The 22,941-nt window shown below is 60.1% G+C and carries 20 protein-coding genes and 1 pseudogene; 19 read left to right on the top strand and 2 right to left on the bottom strand.

Going from position 1 to position 22,941, the window contains the following annotated elements:
• Position 1: 1 nt before the first annotated feature.
• From IPP03_14580 to IPP03_14535, 10 genes are all read left to right on the top strand, one after another.
• On the top strand, positions 2-613 hold the full coding sequence (locus IPP03_14580; GenBank protein MBL0353813.1) for an indolepyruvate oxidoreductase subunit beta: 612 nt from the start codon (positions 2-4) through the stop codon (positions 611-613).
• A gap of 74 nt (positions 614-687) precedes the next feature.
• Positions 688-1,545 carry a bifunctional methylenetetrahydrofolate dehydrogenase/methenyltetrahydrofolate cyclohydrolase FolD gene (gene folD / locus IPP03_14575; GenBank protein MBL0353812.1) on the top strand — a complete coding sequence of 286 codons (858 nt, stop codon included), beginning with the start codon at positions 688-690 and terminating at the stop codon, positions 1,543-1,545.
• A 109-nt stretch (positions 1,546-1,654) separates the two neighbouring features.
• Positions 1,655-2,152 (top strand): 5-(carboxyamino)imidazole ribonucleotide mutase, encoded by a 498-nt coding sequence (purE, locus tag IPP03_14570; protein ID MBL0353811.1) that lies wholly within the window; start codon positions 1,655-1,657, stop codon positions 2,150-2,152.
• Between the two features lie 25 nt (positions 2,153-2,177).
• Positions 2,178-3,161 carry a threonylcarbamoyl-AMP synthase gene (locus tag IPP03_14565; protein ID MBL0353810.1) on the top strand — a complete coding sequence of 328 codons (984 nt, stop codon included), beginning with the start codon at positions 2,178-2,180 and terminating at the stop codon, positions 3,159-3,161.
• Between the two features lie 359 nt (positions 3,162-3,520).
• Positions 3,521-4,435, top strand: coding sequence for a mitochondrial fission ELM1 family protein (locus tag IPP03_14560; GenBank protein MBL0353809.1), 915 nt, complete (start codon positions 3,521-3,523; stop codon positions 4,433-4,435).
• The gene (locus IPP03_14555; GenBank protein ID MBL0353808.1) at positions 4,417-5,556 is read left to right on the top strand and encodes a glycosyltransferase family 4 protein; all 1,140 of its coding nucleotides are present in this window, start codon (positions 4,417-4,419) and stop codon (positions 5,554-5,556) included. Before IPP03_14560 ends, IPP03_14555 begins: the two co-directional genes overlap by 19 nt.
• A gap of 16 nt (positions 5,557-5,572) precedes the next feature.
• Positions 5,573-6,655: a glycosyltransferase gene (locus IPP03_14550; GenBank protein ID MBL0353807.1), complete on the top strand. Its 1,083-nt coding sequence runs from the start codon at positions 5,573-5,575 to the stop codon at positions 6,653-6,655.
• On the top strand, positions 6,648-7,808 hold the full coding sequence (locus IPP03_14545; GenBank protein MBL0353806.1) for a glycosyltransferase family 9 protein: 1,161 nt from the start codon (positions 6,648-6,650) through the stop codon (positions 7,806-7,808). The genes IPP03_14550 and IPP03_14545 overlap by 8 nt, the downstream gene beginning before the upstream one ends.
• Positions 7,809-7,877: 69 nt before the next feature.
• Positions 7,878-8,936, top strand: coding sequence for a glycosyltransferase family 9 protein (locus IPP03_14540; protein ID MBL0353805.1), 1,059 nt, complete (start codon positions 7,878-7,880; stop codon positions 8,934-8,936).
• Complete coding sequence (locus tag IPP03_14535) at positions 8,914-10,149, top strand: O-antigen ligase family protein (protein ID MBL0353804.1); 1,236 nt, start codon at positions 8,914-8,916, stop codon at positions 10,147-10,149. Before IPP03_14540 ends, IPP03_14535 begins: the two co-directional genes overlap by 23 nt.
• Before the next feature lie 397 nt (positions 10,150-10,546).
• On the opposite strand, the gene IPP03_14530 is transcribed toward IPP03_14535, so the two are convergent.
• Both IPP03_14530 and IPP03_14525 read right to left on the bottom strand, forming a co-directional pair.
• Positions 10,547-10,882, bottom strand: a complete 336-nt coding sequence (locus IPP03_14530; GenBank protein MBL0353803.1) for a type II toxin-antitoxin system HicB family antitoxin — start codon at positions 10,880-10,882, stop codon at positions 10,547-10,549.
• Positions 10,879-11,133, bottom strand: coding sequence for a type II toxin-antitoxin system HicA family toxin (locus IPP03_14525; protein MBL0353802.1), 255 nt, complete (start codon positions 11,131-11,133; stop codon positions 10,879-10,881). The genes IPP03_14530 and IPP03_14525 overlap by 4 nt, the downstream gene beginning before the upstream one ends.
• Before the next feature lie 196 nt (positions 11,134-11,329).
• On the opposite strand from IPP03_14525, the gene IPP03_14520 reads away from it, so the two are divergent.
• From IPP03_14520 to gnd, 9 genes and pseudogenes are all read left to right on the top strand, one after another.
• Positions 11,330-12,892, top strand: coding sequence for an IS21 family transposase (locus IPP03_14520; GenBank protein ID MBL0353801.1), 1,563 nt, complete (start codon positions 11,330-11,332; stop codon positions 12,890-12,892).
• A 17-nt stretch (positions 12,893-12,909) separates the two neighbouring features.
• Complete coding sequence (locus IPP03_14515) at positions 12,910-13,545, top strand: ATP-binding protein (protein MBL0353800.1); 636 nt, start codon at positions 12,910-12,912, stop codon at positions 13,543-13,545.
• Positions 13,463-14,995: a MarR family transcriptional regulator gene (locus IPP03_14510; GenBank protein ID MBL0353799.1), complete on the top strand. Its 1,533-nt coding sequence runs from the start codon at positions 13,463-13,465 to the stop codon at positions 14,993-14,995. The genes IPP03_14515 and IPP03_14510 overlap by 83 nt, the downstream gene beginning before the upstream one ends.
• Before the next feature lie 128 nt (positions 14,996-15,123).
• A complete protein-coding gene (locus IPP03_14505) occupies positions 15,124-16,341 on the top strand; it encodes an IS256 family transposase (GenBank protein MBL0353798.1) in 1,218 nt (405 codons plus the stop codon).
• A gap of 630 nt (positions 16,342-16,971) precedes the next feature.
• On the top strand, positions 16,972-18,357 hold the full coding sequence (locus IPP03_14500; GenBank protein MBL0353797.1) for an IS4 family transposase: 1,386 nt from the start codon (positions 16,972-16,974) through the stop codon (positions 18,355-18,357).
• A 9-nt stretch (positions 18,358-18,366) separates the two neighbouring features.
• Positions 18,367-19,607: pseudogene (locus IPP03_14495) on the top strand (transposase).
• A gap of 448 nt (positions 19,608-20,055) precedes the next feature.
• The gene (gene tal, locus IPP03_14490; protein ID MBL0353796.1) at positions 20,056-21,141 is read left to right on the top strand and encodes a transaldolase; all 1,086 of its coding nucleotides are present in this window, start codon (positions 20,056-20,058) and stop codon (positions 21,139-21,141) included.
• Between the two features lie 68 nt (positions 21,142-21,209).
• On the top strand, positions 21,210-21,863 hold the full coding sequence (locus tag IPP03_14485; GenBank protein MBL0353795.1) for an ROK family protein: 654 nt from the start codon (positions 21,210-21,212) through the stop codon (positions 21,861-21,863).
• A gap of 41 nt (positions 21,864-21,904) precedes the next feature.
• On the top strand, positions 21,905-22,924 hold the full coding sequence (gene gnd / locus IPP03_14480) for a decarboxylating 6-phosphogluconate dehydrogenase (protein MBL0353794.1): 1,020 nt from the start codon (positions 21,905-21,907) through the stop codon (positions 22,922-22,924).
• Positions 22,925-22,941: the final 17 nt, after the last annotated feature.

Below are 22,941 nucleotides of genomic sequence, written 5' to 3'. Positions count from 1 at the left end.
GATGAGCGAAAACACCAATATTCTCGTCGTCGGCATTGGCGGCCAGGGTGTCATGACGGCCACTGAAATTCTCGCCGAAGCCGCTATCGCGATGGGCCACGACGCCAAGAAAACCGAAGTTGCCGGCATGGCGCAGCGCGGTGGGGTCGTCTCCTCGCACCTGCGTTTTGGCGAACGCGTGCTGTCGCCGCAGATCACGCCGGGTACCGCCGACGTGCTGCTCGGTTTCGAGTCGGCCGAGACGATGCGCTGGCAACACATGCTGCGCCCGGACGGCATTACCCTGATGAATACCGCGCGTCTGGTGCCGCCGGTCGTCGAGCTTGGCCTCTTCGACTACCCCGACGATCCTCTGGCCGAGATCAAGAAGAGCGGGCGCAAAATCGTCGCTTTCGATGCGACGTCGATCGCCCAGGAACTTGGCGATATTCGCCTCGGCAACACCGTCATGCTCGGCGCCATTGCCGACCACCTGCCGTTTCCGGCCGAAACGCTGCTCGACTGCGTGCTCAAGCGCTTCCAGCGCAAGGGCGAAAAGCTTGTCGAACTGAACCGGAAGGCGTTCGCGGCCGGTCGCGCGGCGGTCGGCGCTGCGGAAGCCGCATTCGCGTAATCTGCTAAAATACGCGCCAATTCAAAGGGAAAGGCCACCGCCTTTCCCCTTTTTCATTTCTGTTGGATGCGACGATGACGGCACAAGTAATCGACGGCAAGGCCCTGGCTGAAGAATTGCGCCAGGGCTTCAAGGCGCGCGTGGAAGCGCTGGCCGCCAAGGGGCAGCGACCCGGCCTGGTGGTCATCCTGGTCGGCGCCGATCCGGCATCTGAAGTCTATGTCCGCAACAAGGTCAATGGCTGCCTGGCGATCGGCATGCATTCCGAGAAGATTACCTACGATGCTGCGGTCGACCCGGAAATCGTGCTGAAAAAGATCGCCGAGCTGAATGTCGATCCGGCCATCCACGGCATCCTCGTACAACTGCCTTTGCCGAAGCATTTCGACGAGGCAGCCGTCCTCGAAGCGATTGCCGTAGAGAAGGATGTCGATGGCTTCCACGCCGAGAACGTCGGCGCACTGGCCCAGGGCAATCCGCGCTTCATTCCGTGCACGCCGTATGGCGTCATGAAGATGTTCGAGAAGGGCAATATCGACCTCAACGGCAAGGAAGCCGTCGTCATCGGCCGCTCCAACATCGTCGGCAAGCCGATGGCGCTGCTGCTGATCAACGCCGGCGCCACCGTCACCGTCTGCAACTCGCGCACCAGGGATCTGGCCGGCCACACCCGCCGTGCCGACATTCTGGTCGCCGCCGTTGGCAAGCCGCGCTTCGTCACCGCCGACATGATCAAGCCGGGCGCCGTCGTCATCGACGTCGGCATCAACCGCTTGCCGGACGGCAAGCTGTGCGGCGACGTCGATTTCGCCGGCTGCAAGGAAGTTGCCGGCCAGATCACGCCAGTGCCGGGCGGCGTCGGCCCGATGACCATCACCATGCTGCTCGCCAACACCATCGAAGCCGCGGAGAGAAAGGCCGCCGAGAACTGAAACGCCGGACTGCTGACAAAGGCCTGGCTGGTGCGTTTCCGCATGGCCCGAGCCAGGATTGTCCCCCTTGGAAATTCACAGATCATCATCTTTTGAAGGAAGGCAAGGCATGAGCAATACAGCATTGGTGGGTATCATCATGGGTTCGGACAGCGACTGGCCGGTAATGCGGGTAGCCGCCGAGACCCTCAGAAACTTCGACATCCCCTACGATGCCAGGGTATTGTCGGCCCATCGCACACCCGACGCCGCCCTCGATTACGCGGCAACCGCCAGCGAGCGCGGCATCAAGATCCTGATCGGCGCGGCCGGTGGTGCCGCCCATCTGGCCGGCGTGCTGGCGGCCAAGACGCAGATTCCCGTGCTCGGCGTGCCCATGCCTTCGAAGCACCTGCAGGGCCTCGATTCGCTGCTGTCCATGGTGCAGATGCCCGGCGGTATTCCTGTCGCCACCTTCGCGGTCGGCGAGGCGGGAGCGCTCAATGCGGCCCTGTTTGCCGTCTCCATCCTGGCGCTGGAAGACCCCGAGGTTGCCACCCGGCTGGCAAATTTCCGCCAGCGCCAGACCGAGAAGGTGCTGTCGAAGACGCTTCCCGATCTGCCTTGAACGCAGCTGACGACAACTCCTGCCCATGAGCCCGGATTTGGCGCACGCAGTCGATCTGCTGCGCGCAGGCCAACTCGTTGCCTTCCCGACCGAGACGGTCTACGGCCTCGGGGCGGATGCCACCAACGCACAGGCGGTTGCCAGAATCTTCGCCGCCAAGGGCCGCCCCACCGATCATCCGCTGATCGTGCATCTCGGCGGGCATGACGCGGTCGACCGCTGGGCCGAGCAGGTTCCGGCGGTGGCGTGGGAACTGATGGAAGCGTTCTGGCCGGGCCCGCTGACGCTGATTCTGAAAAAGCAGGCCTGGGTGCCGTCGACCGTGACCGGGGGTCAGAATACCGTCGGCTTGCGCGTTCCCGGCCACCCGGTCGCGCTCGAACTGCTACGCCGCTTCGCCGCCGGCGGCGGGCCAGGCGGTATCGCCGCGCCGTCGGCCAATCGTTTTGGCCATATCAGCCCGACCACAGCCGAGCATGTCCGCGAGGAACTTGGCGACCGCGTGGCGCTTATTCTCGACGGCGGCCCATGCACGGTCGGCATCGAATCGACCATTGTCGACTGCTCGCGCGGCATGCCGGTCATCCTGCGCCCAGGCCACATTTCGGCGGCCCATCTGGAGGCCGTCACCGGAATTCAGCCGCGCCAGGGCGCCGCCGGCGCACCACGTGTTCCTGGTGCGCTGGAGGCGCACTACGCGCCGCGGACGCCCATGCGCATGGTTGCTGGCGACCGCCTGCTCGACTTTCTCCATACACAGCGGCACAAGAATAGCATGTGCTGTGCGGTTATTACCCACAGCCAGCAACCACTGGCCGCCATGCCGCATCTTGGGCGCCGGATTGCCGCCGATCCAGTCGCCTACGCACACGATCTGTACGCAGCGCTGCGCGAGATGGATCACGCCGGCGCCGACCTGATCGTCGTCGAAGTGCTGCCAGACCGGCCTGACTGGGAGGCCGTTGCCGACCGCCTGCGGCGCGCGGCCGCCGGGTCCGGCAGCGACTGATCAGGGCGAGAAGAGGTGCACTCTGTTGACGGTGACTTTCCACCGAAAAGAAAATATCAAACGCTTGGCCCGGTCTGCACGACCGGGCTTTGGCTTTTCTGACACCGGGTTTATTGGGCCTGATGGTGGTTGGTGGGTTGGTATTGTCATGCGGTAGTTTTTCGCCCAGCGCCGGTATCGGAGTCAGCCACCCTTCGCCGCTTGCGCAGGGTGACGGTATAGCACGGGAGGTACGAGATACCTTCCTTAAGGGCAGTTGAATTGCTATCCTTGCGCCGTCCCCGTTCGGGGCGTGTGGCGCCTGACATGCGCTTACGGCTACCGGGGAAGCGCTCAGAGCAATTTGAAAGGCAAGTGTCTTGACAAATCCGGTTGTAATTTGGCGCGTTATCGATGGAAAGCGTGGCCACGAGCGACAAACCGAGGGACTTGTACAGGCACTGGCACAATTGATCCCGCTGGAGGTAAGTGAGATTCCCGCTTTGCCCCGCGGACAAGCTTTCTGGCATTGGTTGACCGGGCGTTTTGCCAGCGGCGACCGGCGCCCTCCGGCACTCATCATCGGTGCCGGGCATGGAACGCACTTCACCATGCTGGCCGCGCGACGTGCCCGCGGCGGAAAGACGATTGTGCTGATGAATCCCGGTTTGCCGAAGCGCTGTTTCGATCTCTGCCTGATTCCCGAGCATGATGGCGTCAGCGAAGGGCGCAATGTGCTGCTCACCAAGGGAGCAATCAATGGAATCCGGCCCTCCCATGAACTGCAGGCGAATGCAGGGCTGATGCTGCTGGGTGGACTATCGGCCCATTACCGATGGGATGACCGCGCTGTGGTCGAACAGGCGCGGAAGCTGGCGTCGGCGCGCGGCGACGTGAACTGGCGGCTTACCACTTCCCCACGTACCCCTGACGGCACGTTGCGCATGTTGCGCGAGGCGTTGCCAGGCAATGTCGACATCGTTCCATTCAAGGCGGCTCCACTCGACTGGCTACCAGGGCAGTTGCGCCAGGCCGGGCAGGTCTGGGTGACGCCGGACAGTGTCTCAATGCTTTATGAGGCGCTGACTGCCGGCGCAGCGGTGGGCATCTTCGATCTGCAACGAATCGGCGATGGGCGCGTGGCACGTGGCGTCGAGCAGTTGCTTGGAGAGGGTAAAGTGCTTAGCTTTGCCCGGTGGCAGGCAGGCCAGCCGCTCCCTGTGCCGCAGCAGGAATTCAATGAGGCCGCACGGTGCGCGCGCTGGATCAGGCAGACATGGCTTCCCGGTCAATAGCCGTGCTGCAGGTTCTTCCCGCCCTGGAAAGCGGCGGTGTGGAACGCGGGACCCTTGAAGTGGGGCGGCATCTGGTCGAACATGGCCACCGCTCGCTGGTGATGTCGGCAGGCGGGCGCCTGGTTGGGCAGCTTGCTGGGGAGGGGTCGCGGCACTTCTGCTGGCCGATCGGCGAGAAGTCGCTGCGGACACTGGGTCTGGTGCGAAAACTGCGGCGTTTCCTGGTCGAGCAGCAAGTGGACATCCTGCACGTTCGTTCGCGCCTTCCCGCATGGGTCGGCTACCTGGCATGGAGAGGAATGAACCCGGCGACGCGACCGCGTCTGGTGAGTACGTTTCACGGCTTCTACTCGGTCAATTCGTACAGTGCGGTCATGGCGAAGGCCGAACACATCATTGCCGTCTCGGATTGCATTGCCGATCATGTCGCGAAAGAATACGGGCCGCATGCGCCGGTAACGACAATCCATCGTGGAATCGACCCGGGGGAGTATTCCGGCGGCTTTCGTCCTGACGCCCTTTGGCGGAGGCGATGGGGCGAGGAGTATCCTCGTCTGCAGGGGAAGCGCCTCGTCACCTTGCCCGGAAGGATCACCCGACTGAAGGGGCACCACGACTTCATCGAGATCATTGGCCGCTTGAAAGCGATGATGCCGGACGTTCACGGACTGATTGTCGGGGGGTATGAGCCGAGGCGGAGCAGGTACTTTGCGGAACTTGAGGAAACGATTCATCGTCGGGGTCTTTCTTCGGACATTACATTCACCGGCAATCGCGGCGATCTGAAAGAAATCATGAGTATTTCCGCGCTGGTTCTTTCTTTGTCTTCCCAGCCGGAATCCTTCGGCAGAACCGTTCTCGAGGCGCTTGCCCTGGGCATTCCGGTGGTCGCTTACGACCACGGCGGGGCAAGCGAGATCCTCGGCGCAATGCTACCTGCCGGGCTGGTCGGATTGAAGGATCTGCCACAGTTGATCGAGGTATCCATCGCATTCTTGCGGCAAGCGCCCGCCATCGGGAAACTGCCGGAAAAGTTTATGCTGGCAACCATGTTGTCGGGTACTCTCGGCGTTTATTGCAACCTGCTTGGTGAGCCTTGTGCAAGACCGATCGTTTCTTGAAGGATCTGTCGATTCGATGCGTGTGATGCAGATCATCGGGAGCAAGGGCGGCGGTGGCGCCGAGGGCTTTTTCGTGCGTCTGACCAATGCGCTTCACGACAGCGGGGGACAATTGCTTGCCGTTACGCTACCAGGGAGTCAGGCATCAACCGGGCTGAAGTCGGGGTTGCCTCAACGGCATATTGCGATGCGCGGCGTCTGGGATATTTGGGCAAGATGGAAGATTTCCCGCGCCATCAGCGAGTTCCGGCCTCATATCGTCCAGACATGGATGGGCCGGGCCACCAGGCTGGTATCGCTCGGACAGGGCCGGCTGCCGATTCACGTTGCGAGACTTGGCGGCTATTACAAGCTGCACAGCTACCGGCATGTCCATGCCTGGATCGGAAATACCGCGGGAATCTGCGACTATCTGCGAAGGAGCGGTTTTCCTCCCGAACGAGTGTTCCATATCGGCAATTTCGTCGAGCTGGCACCCGTGACCGATCAGGTAAGCATCATCGAATCCCGGCGGCGCTTCGGCATCCCCGAGGATGCACTGCTGATAACATCCGCAGGACGCCTGCACCCCGTCAAGGGATTCTCTGACCTCTTGCAGGCGTTCTCCGCCCTGCCCTCAGCCATTGCCGGCCGTCCCTTGCATCTGCTCATCGCGGGAGACGGGGAACTCGCATCGTCATTGTGCGATCAGGCGGTCAGTCTCGGCATCTGCGGTCGTGTCTGCTGGGCGGGCTGGCAACGGGATATCGGCCCACTGCTCGACATGTCGGATGTCTTCGCCTGTCCCTCGCGCGAGGAAGCGCTCGGCAACATCATTCTTGAAGCCTGGGCGCATGGCAAGCCGGTCGTTTCCACTGCAACTCACGGTGCTCTCGAGATAATGTCGCATGAACAGGACGGATTGATTGTCCCTTGCGCGGAGCCCGAAAATCTGGCTAATGCCTTGCGCGAACTTCTGACGTCCGAAGCGAAGACCCTCTCCCTGCTTGGCGAAGCGGGCCGGTCAACACTCCTGCGGGAACACGGCAAGGAACGCGTCATTCAGCAATATCAGGAACTCTATCAACAACTCGTACATGAGGTTGAAGGCAATGGCTGAACCTCTCCCCCACGCCCTGATGGTCTTCGAGGAGTCGGGTCTGGCGCAGGAGATCGCCTCGGTCCACGACCTGCCTTCCCACGATGATATCCGGCGCATTCTGATCATCAAATGGGGGGGCATGGGCGACGTCGTGATCAGTACCGCCATCATCGAGGATGTCTTCAGGGCGTTTCCCGGACGGGAGATTCATCTCAACGCGATGCCGCCGTGGAATTCGCTCTTTGCCGATGATCCGCGATTTTCGCGCGTCTGGATGGTGGATCTGCGAAATCGGGAGCGCAACGTCAAAGGGATGTGGCGCTGGGTCAAGACCGCCCGCGCCGGCAACTATGATCTGATAATCGACCTTCAATGCAACGACCGGACGCGCCTGTTGCTTTCGGCCCTGCTTTTCTCGGGGTGCCGGATTCCATGGAGAATCGGCAACAGACCCGGATTTCCATACAACATCTCGCACCCGAAACTACCGGTCAGTACTCACGTCTTTCAGCGCATGCGCGCTTCATTGCTCGCCGCAGGTATTCCTGCCAACACGGAGCGGCCACTATTGCATGGCTCCGAGGCACAAAGGAAACGCGCCTCGGCGATCCTTGACGAGAGCGGCCTCGAGGACGGAAGATTTGCCGTGTTTCTTCCCGGAAGCCACGCAGCTGGACTTACCAAGCGCTGGGGAGTGCACAACTATCGGCGGCTTGCCCTGTTGTTGAAGGGCGTCGGCCTGACCAATGTCGTCTTGCTGGGTGGCCCGGATGAGGTTGAAGAGTGCGCAGCCATCGCCGAGGGTGACAGCGGCTACGTCGTCAACCTGTGCGGCAAGACGCAACTGCTGGAACTGCCGCCGATCTTCGAGCGCGCGGCGCTGATCGTTGCCAATGACACGGGTACCGCACACCTGGCCGCGGCGAGCAATCAACGCATGATTGTCATCTGCGGCCCGACTGACCCACGGCGGGTGAAACCGGTTGGAAATGGAATTATAGCGATCCAGGCCGACTTATCATGCAAGAATTGCTATCGAAAGACCTGCGATCATCACTCGTGCATGAAATTCGTTACGCCTGAGCAGGTAATGGATCTGGCGGGTTCCATGGTGGACTGGCATCTCCCGGCGTCACCAGCAGGCGATCTGTCCACTGTGTCCCACAAATAGACCGATGCAAGCCGCCAACATGAAAAGAGGATACTCCTTTCCCGTGCCACGCGAGGTGGAAGAACTACTTTGCATGACAAATTCTGGCTGGACCGGGAATCGATGAATCAAGCGAGCGCTCGTCGCGGAGTACTGGTCATCCAGCCGCTTCCCGGTATCGGCGACATGGTCTGGCACCTTCCTCACCTGTTGTCGATCGCTCGTCACGAGGTGGAAGGGCGGGTTTCGGTGCTGACCAAGCCGCGTTCGCTTTCGGACCAACTGCTGGCCAGCCTGCCCGAGGTTGCCGAGGTGCTGTGGGTGCAGCGCAAGCCGGGTCCGCACGACGGGCTGCGGGGGTTTTTCCGGCTGGTATCTGAATTACGTCACAAACGCTACCGCAAGGTGTGGATTCTGCACGATAGCAGCCGTTACCTTGTTGCCGCCTGGCTGGCGGGCATCCCTCGCCGCGCGGGAATTGCGTCGGGATGGCAGCGGATGCTGCTTACCGATCTACCCGTAGTCCCAGTGCCGAACACGCTCCATACCGTGGAGCGCGCCGATTATCTGCTACGCGGCCTGGCGGTCGATCTCGACCGACCGGTCCCGCTGATCGCTGCACAAGCCTCCTCCAGATCTGTCATTCGCGCCCGTTTCGCGGCATGTCCCCGCCCATGGTTTGTCCTCGGGATCGGCAGCAGCGAAGCCTACAAACAATGGGGAGCGAGCAATTTTTCCGCCCTCGCGAACTCCTTGCTGCAAAGCTACGGGGGAAGCTGTTTCCTGCTCGGTGGCAATCCGGAACAAGTGATGGCCGATGGCATCAGCCAGGAACTCGGCAATCCTGACAATCTGGTCTCGCTCATCCAGATGCCTCTTCAGGAGGTCGTCGCCCTGCTGGCGGAAACGCAACTCTTTCTCGGCAACGATACCGGCATGCTCAATTTGAGCGCGGCCTGCGGGACACACAGCATCGGCTTCTTCGGGCATCCGGTTTCGGCCTGGGTGGCGAACAGTTCTCCCCGAATTCATCCGATATATCCCGAAGCCGGACTGTCAAGCAACGGAGTCAGGCAAATTCGACCATCCGATGTACTTCAGGCGGTCAATCATCTGGAATTAATTCATGAGCCTGAAGCAGGTAGCTGAACTGGTTCGCAGTCACTTCTTTCGCTGGGGCTGGCTGATTCCCGCATTCCTGCCGTTGACAAGTGTCGCCGGGCGCGGTGCGTTCAACATCGCGAGCGCGATATACTTCCTTTGGGCGCTGGCCAGCGTGTTGCTCACGTCGGGCAAGACGAGCGCCATCTGGCAACAGCGCTGGTTCCTGGCTTTCTACGGCCTGATGCTCCTGATCTGGGGTCTCAGTCTGACGCAGTCTGCCGATCCGCGGAATGGCGGATATCAATTGTTGCGCTACTTGCAATTCAGCCTTACGGGGGTTTTTACGCCGGTAGCCCTGCAGCAAATGCCCTTTCAGCTTCCTCGCCTGATGCGTGCCATGGCGTGGGGATCCCTGACACTCATTCTTGTGCTATACCTTCAGCTTCCATATTTTCTGCTGGCTGTCGAATTCATTCCCACACAGCAACTTCACGAAGACGACCTCCCGTGGTTGCTGCCATTTCTGCTGCTTGCGATTCTCTCTCAATCACGTCGCCGCTGGTTGTTGCCTTGCGCGATCGTCGCCTTCGCCGTCTACATCGGGTTGTCGCAAGGGCGCGCGGCGCTGCTTGCCATGATGGCCGCGCTGGCGGTGTTCTCGTTTCTAGGGCTGCACTTGCGCAAGCGACATTGGCTGGCAGCCGGTGTGGCCGTGGTGGCTTTAGGTATCGTCTTCGGCCAGCGTTTCTTCCGCGGTGTCTCCAATATTTCCTTCGACTTTGCCACCATGGATCGTTTTACCAATGGCAGAGCGACCATCTGGTGGCAGGCGCTGAATTCCCCTCCCGAAAACCATTGGCTGGGAGTTGGTTTCGGCAATATCGCCAGCCGTGTCGACGTACTGCGTATCGCTGACTTGGCGGGAATTGGTGAGGTAACGGTAAGGCATCTGCATAACTTTATCCTTGATGCCTGGTTTGAAACCGGCATTCTCGGCCTCTCCACTTTCCTGGCGATGCTCGGCGTGGTGCTCGCACGCGTTCTTCGCGCTTGGCCGGGGCTCGGCCAAGATCATCGACGCATCGCCGCCGCGGCGCTGGCCGGTGTTGTTGCCTTGCTGACAGCAGGGCTGCTCAGCTTTTCCTACACCTCCAAGCAGTTTGCGCTCTATCTTTACCTGCTGCTCGCCGTATTGCTGGCGCTGCCCCAGAACGCATGGGCTGAGGGTGGCCTCCCGAGAAATCACAAGGATGGGTGACGGTTGTCTATCTATCCAGGGCTCGCCCGGTGCATTTCGGCAACAATTTCCTCTCGGGTTTTGCCACCCCATGTGGTTAGGCCTGCAGGAACGACATAGGCAGCGAGCAAAGGGGAGATTGCCGGTGAACGGCTCCGCTACGTTACGGCAGGAAGCATGCTTTCAGGATGGCCAGTGGTCGAAAACATCTTCTACTCCGGGTTGACCGCAGAAGGCGCCACCGGCGGCTGGACGTCGTGAAATTCCGGCAGCGGCAGGCGCCCACAGTGCCATAACTGGTATCGGTAGGAGCATACTTGCTGAACGCAGGGTTTTTGCACTCAAAACTATTTCAGCGCCGAAAGAGTCAGAGCCATTTGGCTTTCTGAGCCAATAGATTTTCTGCGCGGAACTTCTGTCAGCCGGCCAAGGCTGCCTGTCGAATAGCTTCGGTCGCCCATTGATTGAGGCTCTGACCGTGAGCCGCCGCAGCGATGGCGGCGGCTTCGTGTGTGGCGGGATCGACCCGCAGGGAAAACTTGCCGGAGAAGTGCTTGCGCGGTTTGACGCCATCTTCGGTGCAGGCGTCGAGAAATACCCGAAGGGAAACCTCCCCCTCGCGCCGCAGGCCATCCACATCTTTTGCGTAGAAGTCGGCGCCGCCATTCAGTCCAACAAACTCACCCCGGAACATCTGAATATCCGGGTCAAATGCGATGACCGCCTGATAACCTTTGATCGTCATGGTGTTCATGGTTTTACTCCGTTTCCGTCAAGCCACTTGCGGACCGCCTCGACCGCACCTTTATCCGTTGTCGGCTCGGAGTGTGGACGATGGAATACCCGCCTGTCGTTGAACAATCGCACCAGCACACGTGAACCTTCACGCTCGGCAAGTTGTCCACCCAATTCTTCGAACAGCGCCTCAATGTCGGCCCAGCGCACATTGGCCGAGACTGGCCGAGCGAAGATCAGTTCCAGGGTACGCTGATGCTTTCGTTTCACGGCTGAATGGTAGCAAAATACGGTATCAATCGACAAGTGCGAATTCCGACCCAAACTGGACAGTCATTCCGACGGAACCTGGACACTGATTCCGAGGCAAACTGGACACCGATTCCGACGGAATCTGGACAGCCCAAAGTCATATCGTAGCACGCGGGATAACCGTGGCACCCTCGGCGCATTTGCCGAGGGCCACATGGCGAATAGCAGGTTATCCATGCGCAAGATTTTTGAAGTATTACGGCTATCCGTTGCGGACGGTCGCAGCCACCGCGAGATTACCCGGGCAATCGATTCCTCGCCGACGACGGTGGGCGAAATTCTCCGCCGAGCGAAATTGGCGGGGCTCACTTATCCGTTGCCGGCGGGCATGACCGAAGCAGGCGTCGAGGCACTACTCTACCCGCCGTCTGCACCTTCATCGACCCGCCGACCGGAACCGGACTGTCCTGGTGTGCAGCGGGAACTGCGCCGCAATGGCGTGACGCTCGACCTGCTCTGGCAGGAGTACAAGAGCGAGCACCCGGACGGCTATCAATACAGCAGCTTCTGCGACCACTACCGAGTTTGGGCTGGGCGTTTGTCGCTCAGTCTGCGCCAGACCCACACACCCGGCGAGAAGTTGTTTGTCGATTACGCCGGCCCGACCGTTCCAGTCACCGACCCGCTGACCGGCGAAATCCGCCAGGCGGCCATCTTCGTTGCCGTCCTCGGCGCCTCGAATTATGACCGAAGGAAATCCCCGTGGGACACCTATTATGACGCCACATGGAGCCAGGCACTGCCGGACTGGATTGGCAGTCATGTCCGAGCACTGGAATTCTTCGGCGGTGTGCCGGCCATGCTGGTGCCCGACAATCTGAAGAGTGGCGTCAACAAAGCCTGCCATTACGACCCCGAGCTCAATCCCAGCTATCGCGACCTGGCCGTCCATTACGCCACCGCCGTCGTGCCGGCCCGGCCGTATCGCCCGAAAGACAAGGCCAAGGTGGAAGCGGGTGTTCTGCTCGTCGAGCGCTGGGTGCTTGCTCGCCTGCGGAATCAGCGATTCTTCAGCCTCAGTGAGCTCAATCGGCACATTGCCGAACTGATGCAGGCCCTGAATCGCCGCCCCTTCAAGAAACTGCCGGGGTCACGGGAAAGTGCCTTTGCCGAGATGGACCGCCCGGCCTTACGCCCGTTGCCGGAATCGCGTTACGAATTCGCCGAATGGAAGGTGGCGACGGTCGGTATCGACTACCACGTTGAAATCGCCGGCCATTACTACTCCGTGCCTTACCGCTTCGCCCGGCAGAAGGTCGATGCCCGTTTCACAAATACAACCGTCGAACTGTTTCATCGCGGGAACCGCATCGCCAGCCATGTGCGGAGTGCGGCGAAGGGGCGGCATACCACCGTCGATGCCCACATGACGCCGGCCCATCAATCCGTTCAGGGCTGGAATGCCCCTCGGCTGCTGGACTGGGCCGGCCGTATTGGACCGCACGTCAAAGCCGTCATCGAACATGTCCTGCATCAACGTCGCCATCCGCAACAGGGTTACCGCAGTTGCCTGGGCATTCTGCGTCTATCGAAGGCCTATGGTGAGGCCCGCCTGGAGGCGGCGTGCGAACGGGCCATCGACATCAATGCGCTGTCCTACGGCAGCCTGAAATCCATCTTGAAGCATGGCCTGGACATCAAGCGCCTGACGGCAACGGCCCAGACCGCTCTCCCCCTGGATCACGCCAACGTGCGTGGTCCGCATTACTACCACTGACCTGAAAGGAAACATCTATGCTCCATCACCCGACCATGGACCAACTGCACCAGCTCCGCCTGACCGGCATGGCCAAGGCTTTAGCCAGCCAAGCACAACAAGCCGACATCAGCCAACTCGCCTTCGAGGAACGCCTTGGCCTTCTGATTGACAGTGAACTGGCCGAGCGCGAATCCCGGCAGAACGCCGCTCGCCTGAAACGGGCCAAATTGAAACAGGCGGCGACACCGGAGGATGTCGATTTCCGCCATCCGCGCGGTCTTGACCGGGCCTTGTTTGCCCGTCTGATGACCGGACGCTGGGTCAGCGACCACCAGAATGTGCTGATTTGCGGGCCGACCGGCGTCGGCAAGACCTTCCATGCCTGCGCCCTGGTCAATCAGGCATGCCGGCAAGGCCGTTCTGCCTTCTATGTGCGCTTGCCACGCCTGTTGCCGGCACTGGCTATCGGCCGTGGGGATGGCAGTTATGCCAAGACGCTGGCGCAGTTAGCCAAAACCGACGTCCTGCTGATTGAACCTAAGCCGGACGAGCCGGAACCAAACAGGTATTACGATAGAAGCCTGACGAATGACCGAGGAGGCGATCATGTTGGCGATGGCTCTGGCGGAACGATACGCGACGAACATGCATGGTGTGCTTTCGTGCTTTGACCGGATCATTATCACCGGCACGCTGCCTGGTGCGTGCTACGCGGCAGGAATGACGAGTTATTTGTACACGCACGGAATTCGGGTATTCGACTACCCGCGATTTGCCGAGCCGCTGCGAGATCGCATTCGTGAGCGTGCGCAGGAGGTGTGTCTGGCGGCGGGTATTGAAATCGAGCACGTCAGCAAAAGCCATATTCGCAAGGAAGAGTTGGTCGCGCGAGTGCTCGCCGGTCGCGGCGACGCACCGGGTTTGGTGCATGTGCTCTCGGCCATGGAAGCCTGTCCGAGCTACAAACCGTGGCATGACAAAGGCAGTGGCAAGACTTACCTGCGCCCCGATCAAGGCAAGTGCCTGCACGACTACTTCTATTTCATCGACGAGGAACTGGGGTTGTGCTACCTGCGTGTGCCGACGTGGGCACCGTTCGGGTTGCAGTTCTACTGTAATGGTCACAGCGCTCTGGCAAGAACTCTGACGCGAGAAAGGATCGACTTCCTCCAGCAGGACAACGCCTTCCTGCGTGTCGCCGACATCGCGCAGGCGCAGGCGCTGGCGGATGCGTTCAGTCCCGACGTACTTCACCCGCGACTGGATCGCTATGCGCAGTGGTTGTGCCCAGTGCTTGACGTCTTTGGATCCTCGTATCACTGGAGCCTGCGCCAAGTCGAATACTCCACCGACCTGATGTTTCGCAGTGAGCAGATATTGGTTCCACTGTATGACGCCATTTCGCGCCAAGCGGTCTTGGCCGCCAACGCAGAACGCGTCTCCAGCTTTCTGGGCAAGAAGGTCACGCCACAACTGGCCCAGGAGATCGGTTCCCGGTTGTCCACCCGTATCGAGGGGCGCTGCATCAAGCACACCATGGGCGCCGCTGGCGTCAAGGTGTATGACAAATTCTCCCGCGTACTGCGGGTCGAAACGACCGTCAATGACGTGAGTTTCTTCAAACACCACCGCAAGGTGGAACACAAGGACAGGCACGCCACCCGAGAATTGGCGCCCCTGAAGAAGACAATCTATAGCCTGATCGACCTGCGCGACATCCTGCTCGGCTGCAACCAACGTTACCTGGCGTTCCTCTCCAGCCTCGATGACCCCAGTGCCGGCGAGCGTGACTTGGAGCGATTGAGCATGCCACGGTTGGGGGCGGCTCCCGGTGTCAAAGGGGTGAACTTCTTTGATCCTGCCGAGAAAGCCTTGCTGCAAACCATGCAACGCGGCGAGTTCAACATTCACGGTTGGCGTCGTGCCGATCTTCTCAGCTATCTGAAGCTCACTCCGTCCGCCATGTCGCGCCAACTTGCCCGACTGCGTACGCTCGGCTTGATCAAGAAAGTCACTCATACCTATCGCTACTACCTCACTCGATTGGGACGTTCAATCGTCGCTGCGGCCTGCTCATTGACCCGCTTCAACATAGTGCCAACCATGGCTTGCGCATCCTGAATTCTTCTCATGATTTGTGATGATTGAGATTGAGTCCCTAAACTGCTGTAAATCGGGTGGCAGGTAGCCACCGCTTCGATTCGGTAAACTGACGTTGCGAGACGATCGATAACCGAAGGAGAGAAGCGATGACTGGGTATGAGGTTAGCGTAGGAACGGACTTGCTGCCAGGGCTTTTAAACGGGCAGGACGGGCTGGCGAAACTGGTGGAAGCGGTGCTCAATCAAGTACTGGAGGCGCAGGTGACGGAAACGCTGGGGGCGACGCGGCACGAGCGCACGGACGAACGGGCCGGCTATCGCAACGGCTACCGGCCACGCACCCTTTACACGCGGGTTGGGCCGGTGACGCTGCTGGTGCCGCAGACGCGGGACGGCAGCTTTTCGACGGACATCTTCAAGCGCTACCAGCGGAGCGAGCAGGCCTTCGTTCTGGCGCTCATGGAAATGGTCGTGCACGGTGTCTCGACGCGCAAGGTCTCGGCGATCACCGAAGAGCTGTGCGGCGCCAGCTTCTCCAAATCGATGGTGAGCGCACTGTGCGCCGGACTGGAACCGCGGGTCAGCGCGTTCAACGAACGGCGGCTGGACGGCGAGTATCCCTTCGTGCTGGTCGATGCCCTGTTCATCAAGAGTCGGCAAGAAGATCGTGTGGTTTCGCGTGCCGTGCTGACCGTCTCAGGCATCCGCTCCGATGGCTTCCGGGAGATTCTGGGCGTGCGGATCGGCGACACCGAGAGCTTCGCCACCTGGGACGAGACCTTCCGCTGGCTCAGAGGGCGCGGCCTCAAGGGCACGCAGTTCATCATCTCGGACGACCACGGCGGCCTGCGTGAAGCGGCAGCGCGGCACTTTCAGGGGGCCAGCTGGCAACGCTGTCAGGTGCATCTGATGCGCAACATTCTGGGCCAATGCAACACCCGCCACCGCGCCGAGGTGGCAGCTGCCGTCAAGCTCGTGCTGCAGGCGCCCGATTTGGTCGAGGCCAAGCGCCGCCTGGCGGAATTCACCGAGCGCTTCGCCAAGAGCGCCCCCAAAGCGGTGGCCTGCCTCGAAGCAGGATTCGAGGATGCCATGGCGGTAATGGTCTTGCCCGAGAAGTATCGCAAGCGGCTACGCACAACGAACATGCAGGAGCGGCTCAACGAGGAAATTCGCCGGCGGGAGCGCGTGATCCGCATCTTCCCCAACGACGAGTCAGCCTTGCGCCTGATCGGCGCTCTGCTGGCCGAACAGAACGAGGCTTGGCAGGAACGGAAGTACCTCGACATGGATGAATTCAAGGAGTGGGCGGCTTCCCGCGCCGCAGCTAGCGAGGGCAACAACGTTGTTGCCCTCGCTAGCTGAAAACCATTCGTCATTCATCGGATCGAAGAGTATTTACAGCAGATTTTGGACTTGACTATGATTGAACTGGTTAGTGATTAAAAACCTGAGTTGCCCCAGTGCAAACTGGCCAGAAGCCGAGCAGACTGTGGTTTTGCGAACGAGATGAGGAGTCACCCAATGGGTGAGTCAAAACTGAAGCAGCAGAAACACGAAGAAAGGCTTTTGTCCTGTTCGGGAGTGCAAACCGTAGCGGGCCGAGTGCAGATGCGCTGGGAAGCCGAAAGCGCAGCCACCCCGCTGGGGCAATTGGCTTACTTCATCGAATTTCTCACACTCACCGGGCTATGGTCGCGTTGGCTGGAAAGCTGTCCACTGACATACACCAGCCCGAATGCGCCGAGCAAAGCGGACGTACTGGGCATCTGGACGCTGTCAGTGCTATCTGGCCACAAGCGCTATGCTCACGTCACCGCCATCCGTTGCGACGGCGTCAACCCAGGCTTACTGGGTATGCGCAAAGTCGTCTCTGAGGAGAATGGCACTTACTTAACATTCAACTCTTTGATGCAAATGATGAAACAGGCTGGATCGACGCGTGATAAGTTGGCGTCGCCAAACACCCAACCCGCCCACGATGAGCCAGCCCAAATGCATCCTATCCGCAGTACACGCGCACAGCAACACCGAACGGTCAAGGCCCACGCTGCCCAGAGCGACGCCTATGCGTTTTTCAACCTGTTGATGGGGCCGGAATTGTTCGATGCCGTGGAATCTGAACTGCCGCCCCACCGAGAAAGGCAATATCCCCCGACGGAGACGTTGTCGATGTTTCTGGCCCAAGCGCTGAGCACCGATCGTTCCTGCCAGAAGGCAGTCAATGACCGTGCGGTCAAATGCCTGGTTGGCGGCCTGGTGCCGGGCAGCACCCACACGGGCGCCTATTGCCGGGCGCGAAAGCGCTTGCCTTTGAAGATGCTCAGTACACTGGCGTGCCACGTGGGGCAAAGAGTCGCCACGCAGGCGCCGACAGCTTGGCATTGGCGGGGTCGTCCCGTCCGTCTGGTGGACGGGACGACCGTCGTAATGCCCGACACCTCAGACAATCAGGTCGTCTACCCGCAACCGACGAGCCAGAAGCCGGGGCTGGGTTTCCCGCAGTGCCGGATCGTTGGGCTCGTTTGTTTGGGTAGCGGGGCGGTCCTCAATGCCGCGACCGGCTCCTGTCGAGGCAAGGGCAGCGATGAGCAGTCGTTGCTGCGTTCGATATTCGATTCTCTGGAGCAGGGTGATTTACTGTTGGGCGACGCCTTCTACGCCACCTATTTTCTCCTCTGCTCATTGCGCGAGCGGTGCATTGATGCGGTGTTTGAACAAAATGGCGCGCGGCAACGCACCACCGATTTTTGCCGAGGTCGGCAGTTGGGGCAGTGCGATCATCTGATCGTGCTGCCAAAACCCGTCAGCAAACCCGACTGGATGCCTCAGGCCGACTACGATCAGGCCCCCGAGAGTCTGACCGTACGCGAGCTTCGGGTCGGCGGCAAGACACGGGTGACGACATTGCTTTGCCCAAAACAAACCGACAAGACTGCCTTGAAATCGCTCTATCGGGATCGCTGGCACGTTGAACTCGATCTGCGCAACATCAAGACCACGCTCGGCATGGAACGACTGAGTTGCCTGACGCCTGCGATGGCGATCAAGGAAATCTGGGTCTATCTCCTCGCCTACAATCTGATTCGCTTAATGATGGCTCAGGCTGCAATGCTCTCCCACAGATTGCCGCGCCAACTGAGCTTCAAGCATACCGTGCAAATCTGGCTCGCCTGGGCACCCTTTGCGAGCCGCAGCCATCACAACATACACAGCGAACTATTCGTTTTAATCGCCCAACAACAGGTCGGTAACCGACCGGGCCGGATCGAGCCTCGCGCCGTCAAACGACGACCTAAACCCTATCCAATGCTCACCAAACCACGTAATCTCGCCAAAGCTATCGTCATGAAAAATGGACATCTCAAAAAGCTTAAGTAAGTGCCATTCATCTCTGAGGACGCACTGCGCAATGCTCTGAAGCGCATCCCGGAAGTCGAAGGCACAGCCTGGCTGGATCGGCACCTTGCCGACAGCGTCGTCCCACTGCTGGATGCTGGCTGGATTCTCGACACCGACGCCACCGTCAAACCGCTCTACGGTCATCAGGAAGGCGCCATCGTTTCCTACAACCCGACAAAGCCGGGCCGCCCCTCTCACAGCTATCACACCTACCTCATGGCAGGTACTCGCCTGGTACTGGGCGTCAAGGTCCATGCCGGCAACGAACACGCAGCCAAACATACTCAGGCGGGGCTGCTGAAGATCCTTGATGACCTGCCTGCGCCGAAGAAGCCGAAGCTGGTGCGGGGCGACTGCGCCTTCGGCAACGATCCACTGATGGCGGCGCTGGAAGAGCGCGAACAGCCTTACCTGTTCAAACTCAAGCTCTCGAAGAACGTCAAACGCCACATCGGGCGCCACATCGGGCGCCTGTTCCGTGAAGCCGGTTGGACAGATGCCGGTCAGGGCTGGGAAGGCAAGGACGGCGAACTGAAGCTCGCCGGCTGGGAGGCCTCAAGGCGCGTGCTGGTTCTGCGCCGCCCACTCAAGGGTGAGATCGTGGTTGCCCAGGAAGACAGCGGCCAGCAACTGCTGGGCTTTGTCGAGGCGAACCGCAAGACCGGCAAACAAATCACCGGCTATGAGTATTCGGTATTGGTCACCAATACCGCCTATGAGATTCTCAGCCTGGGCCAACTCTACCGTGACCGTGCGGATGCCGAAAACACCTTTGACGAACTGAAGAACCAGTGGGGCTGGGGCGGCTTCACCACGCATGACCTGCATCGCTGCCAGCTCTCGTCCCGTGCGGTAGCGCTGATCTACGACCAAAGGAAGTCCCTGGGGACAACTGGTGGAGTCTGTTCGTACGTTTGGCCAATTCCGGAGCGCGCCGCGAAGCCATCACCAGCCGGCCATGGTTGATGTCGTCGGTTGGACGCAAGACCGAGCATGCAGGCCAGACAACGATCACGCTGACCGGTTTGCACGCCCATTTCGGCAAGGCACGGGAAGCTCTGATGCGTGTCTCTGCTTTGCTTCAGGGCTGGGTCACCTCTGCTGCGGAGCAGTTGAATGTGACATCCCTCTGGCAACTCGTCTGCGATCATCTCAAGCGCGTTCTAGCCGGTGTCGGACCACCTCTCGCCCACCAATTTCTTGAGAATCATGCGAATGGAATCGGGTAACTGCGGTTTTTAGGATAAAGCTTACAAAACCAACAGCGTGCCACTACACGACTTTTTGGCAAATCGCCCTCAAACCCGCATGGCTACGCTGCCACCCTGTCAAAAAACGGCATTTTTTGCCTTGAACTGTCGAACTCAAGTGGGCAGTCCCAAGGTTTCGAAGAAGCGTAATGGTAGCGCGAAATCTAATGCCGGCGTCTTCGACAGCCGCCATGGCCCATGCGCTGACTTGCTGGTGTTCCACGCTTCGCGCACGGATACCCCGCGCTTGCGCAGTTCCCGATAGCCGACAGGTCTCCATTGTTTCCAGAGATATCTTCACCTGGCCTGGACACAGCAAGCTGAATAGCGAGGCTCCCAGCCATTGTCGCAATTTTCAACACTTGAGGAACATCGGCAGCGCCGGCGATGTCGATAGGTTGTTCAACAACATTTTCGGAGGCAAGCTATGAAGGCAACTCGTACGCTCCACAATTTCGGCCAAAGCCTATGGCTGGACAACATCACGAGGGATCTCCTCAACAGCGGCACTCTCAAGCGCTATGTTGACGAACTGTCCGTGACCGGACTGACCTCCAATCCGACGATTTTCAACCAGGCGATCAAACATAGCACAGACTATGACGCAGCGATTAGTGCCGGACTCGAAGCGGGGAGGACTGGCGAACAGTTATTCTTTGCCTTGGCATTGGAAGACATCACGCAGGCGGCCGATCTCTTCCTGCCGGTCCATGATCTCAGTTGTGGTGTCGATGGTTGGGTATCACTGGAAGTTTCACCGCTGCTTGCCCGCGACACCAATGCGACGATTGCAGCGGCCAAGGACTTGCATGTACGCGCCCGGCGCAGCAACCTGTTCATCAAGGTGCCCGGTACGCGCGAAGGCATACCGGCGATTGAAGAATTGATCTTCGCCGGCGTTCCGGTCAACGTCACGCTACTGTTTTCCCGCGAACAGTACCTTGCGACTGCCGACGCGTGGCTGCGCGGCATTGAGCGTCGCGTTGCCGCTGGCCTGAAGCCTGACGTTGCCTCGGTGGCATCGCTATTCGTCAGTCGCTGGGATGTGGCGGTCGCAGGCAAGGTTCCCGATGCCCTTATCAATAGGCTCGGTGTCGCAATCGGCCAACGCACTTACGCGGCTTATTACGATCTGCTAGCGACGCCGCGCTACCAGCGTGCCCTCAATGCTGGCGCCCGGCCGCAGCGTCTCTTGATGGCAAGTACAGGCACCAAGGATCCGAAAGCATCCGATGTTCTATACATTGGTGCGCTGGCTGCCCCATTGACGATCAACACCATGACCGAGCCGACATTGAAAGCGTTTGCCGACCACGGCGAACTCGGTGCGGCCATACCAGCGGACGGTGGCGACTGCGAAGCCGTACTCGCCGACTTCGCCAGGGCCGGTGTAGATGTTGATGCGTTAGCCGCCCGCCTGCAGGACGAAGGAGTAGCTTCGTTCATCAAGTCTTGGAACGATCTGATAGGTGCCATCACGTCGAAGAGCGCTGATCTAGAGAAGTCCGTCTAGGCGCCCGAGCAAACCCCCGCGTAAAGTGGAGCCGGCGATCCGGGTTTTGTGGCTATGGGGAGTGTGCAATGAACGTGCTGGTGATCGATGTTGGAGGGACTCACGTAAAGATTCTCGCCGGCGGTCGCATCTTGCCTCGGCAGTTCGATTCGGGTCCGGACTTGACGGCGAAGCAGATGGTCGCGAGTGTCAAGAAGCTGGCGGGGAACTGGAAATACGATGCCGTTGCCATCGGCTATCCGGGACCGGTGCTGCGCAACCGGCCGGTAGCCGAACCCCACAACCTTGCACCGGGTTGGGGCGGCTTCGACTACGAAGCCGCTTTTGGTTGCCCGACCAAGGTGATCAACGATGCCGCCATGCAGGCGCTGGGAAGCTACAAGGGTGGAAAGATGCTCTTCCTCGGCCTGGGTACCGGACTCGGTACCGCGATGATTGTAGACGGCATTATCGAACCGATGGAACTGGGTCACCTGCCTTACAAGAAAGCCACCTACGAAGACTACGTTGGCTTGCATGGCCTCGAACGCCTTGGTCGGAAGAAGTGGCGCAAGCAGGTGGTGGACGTTGTGGAACGCCTCCGCGCCGCGCTTGAGCCTGACGACATCGTCATCGGCGGCGGTAACGCCAAGAAGCTTGCCGAGCTGCCGCCCAACTGCCGCCTCGGCGACAACGCCAATGCATTCCTGGGCGGCTTCCAGCTTTGGCAGCCGGTGGCTTAGTTCCAACGAAATCGAAAGTAATTTCAGGAAAGGACATCGCAATGCAATTGGGAATGATCGGATTGGGCCGCATGGGCGCTAATATGACGCACCGGCTCATCGCGGGAGGGCATGCATGCGTGGTCTTCGATATGTCGCCGCAGGCCATCGACGCGGTGGTGGGCGAAAAGGCGGTTGGGGCCACTTCGCTCGCCGACATGGCAAAGAGGCTGACGCGGCCACGTGCATTCTGGCTGATGGTACCCGCCGCCGTCGTCGACGCGACCATCGCCGATCTACTGCCGCACCTCGATGCCGGCGACATCCTGATCGACGGCGGCAACTCTTACTTTGTCGACGATATCCGTCGGGCCAAGGAACTGGCGCCCAAGGGCATCCACTATGTGGACGTCGGCACTAGCGGCGGTGTCTGGGGGCTGGAACGCGGCTACTGCATGATGATCGGCGGCGAAGTCGATACGGTGCGGCACCTAGATCCGATATTTGCCCGACTGGCACCGGGCATCGGCGAGATTGCACACACGCCCGGCCGCGACAAGCCGACAGGCACGGCCGAACAGGGCTACCTGCATTGCGGCATCAACGGCGCCGGCCACTTCGTCAAGATGGTCCACAACGGCATCGAGTACGGGCTCATGGCCGCTTACGCAGAGGGGCTGAATGTGCTGCGCGCCGCCAACATCGGCAATGAGGCGCACTCAACGGATGCCGAAACGACTCCATTGCGTGATCCAGAACGCTATCAGTACGATCTCAACCTGCCCGATATCGCAGAACTCTGGCGGCGTGGCAGCGTCATTTCGTCGTGGCTGCTTGACCTGACCGCGAGCGCGTTGAGCAAGGACCCGACGCTGTCGCGGTTCGCCGGGCGGGTCTCCGATTCGGGCGAGGGTCGGTGGACCATCAAGGCCGCTATTGATGAAGGCGTACCGGTGCCGGTACTGACGACCGCACTCTACGAGCGATTCAGTTCACGTGGCGCCGCCGAGTTTCAGGACAAGCTGCTCTCGGCGATGCGCTATGAATTCGGCGGACATCACGAAAAGCCAGCGGCGAAGTAGAGCGCAAAGGGAAAGAC

The sequence above is a fragment of the Candidatus Dechloromonas phosphoritropha genome, assembly GCA_016722705.1.
In the GTDB taxonomy this organism is placed as follows: Bacteria; Pseudomonadota; Gammaproteobacteria; order Burkholderiales; family Rhodocyclaceae; genus Azonexus; species Azonexus phosphoritrophus.
Note: the sequence above shows the minus strand (reverse complement) of the source record. Positions and strands in the feature narration are given on the sequence as shown.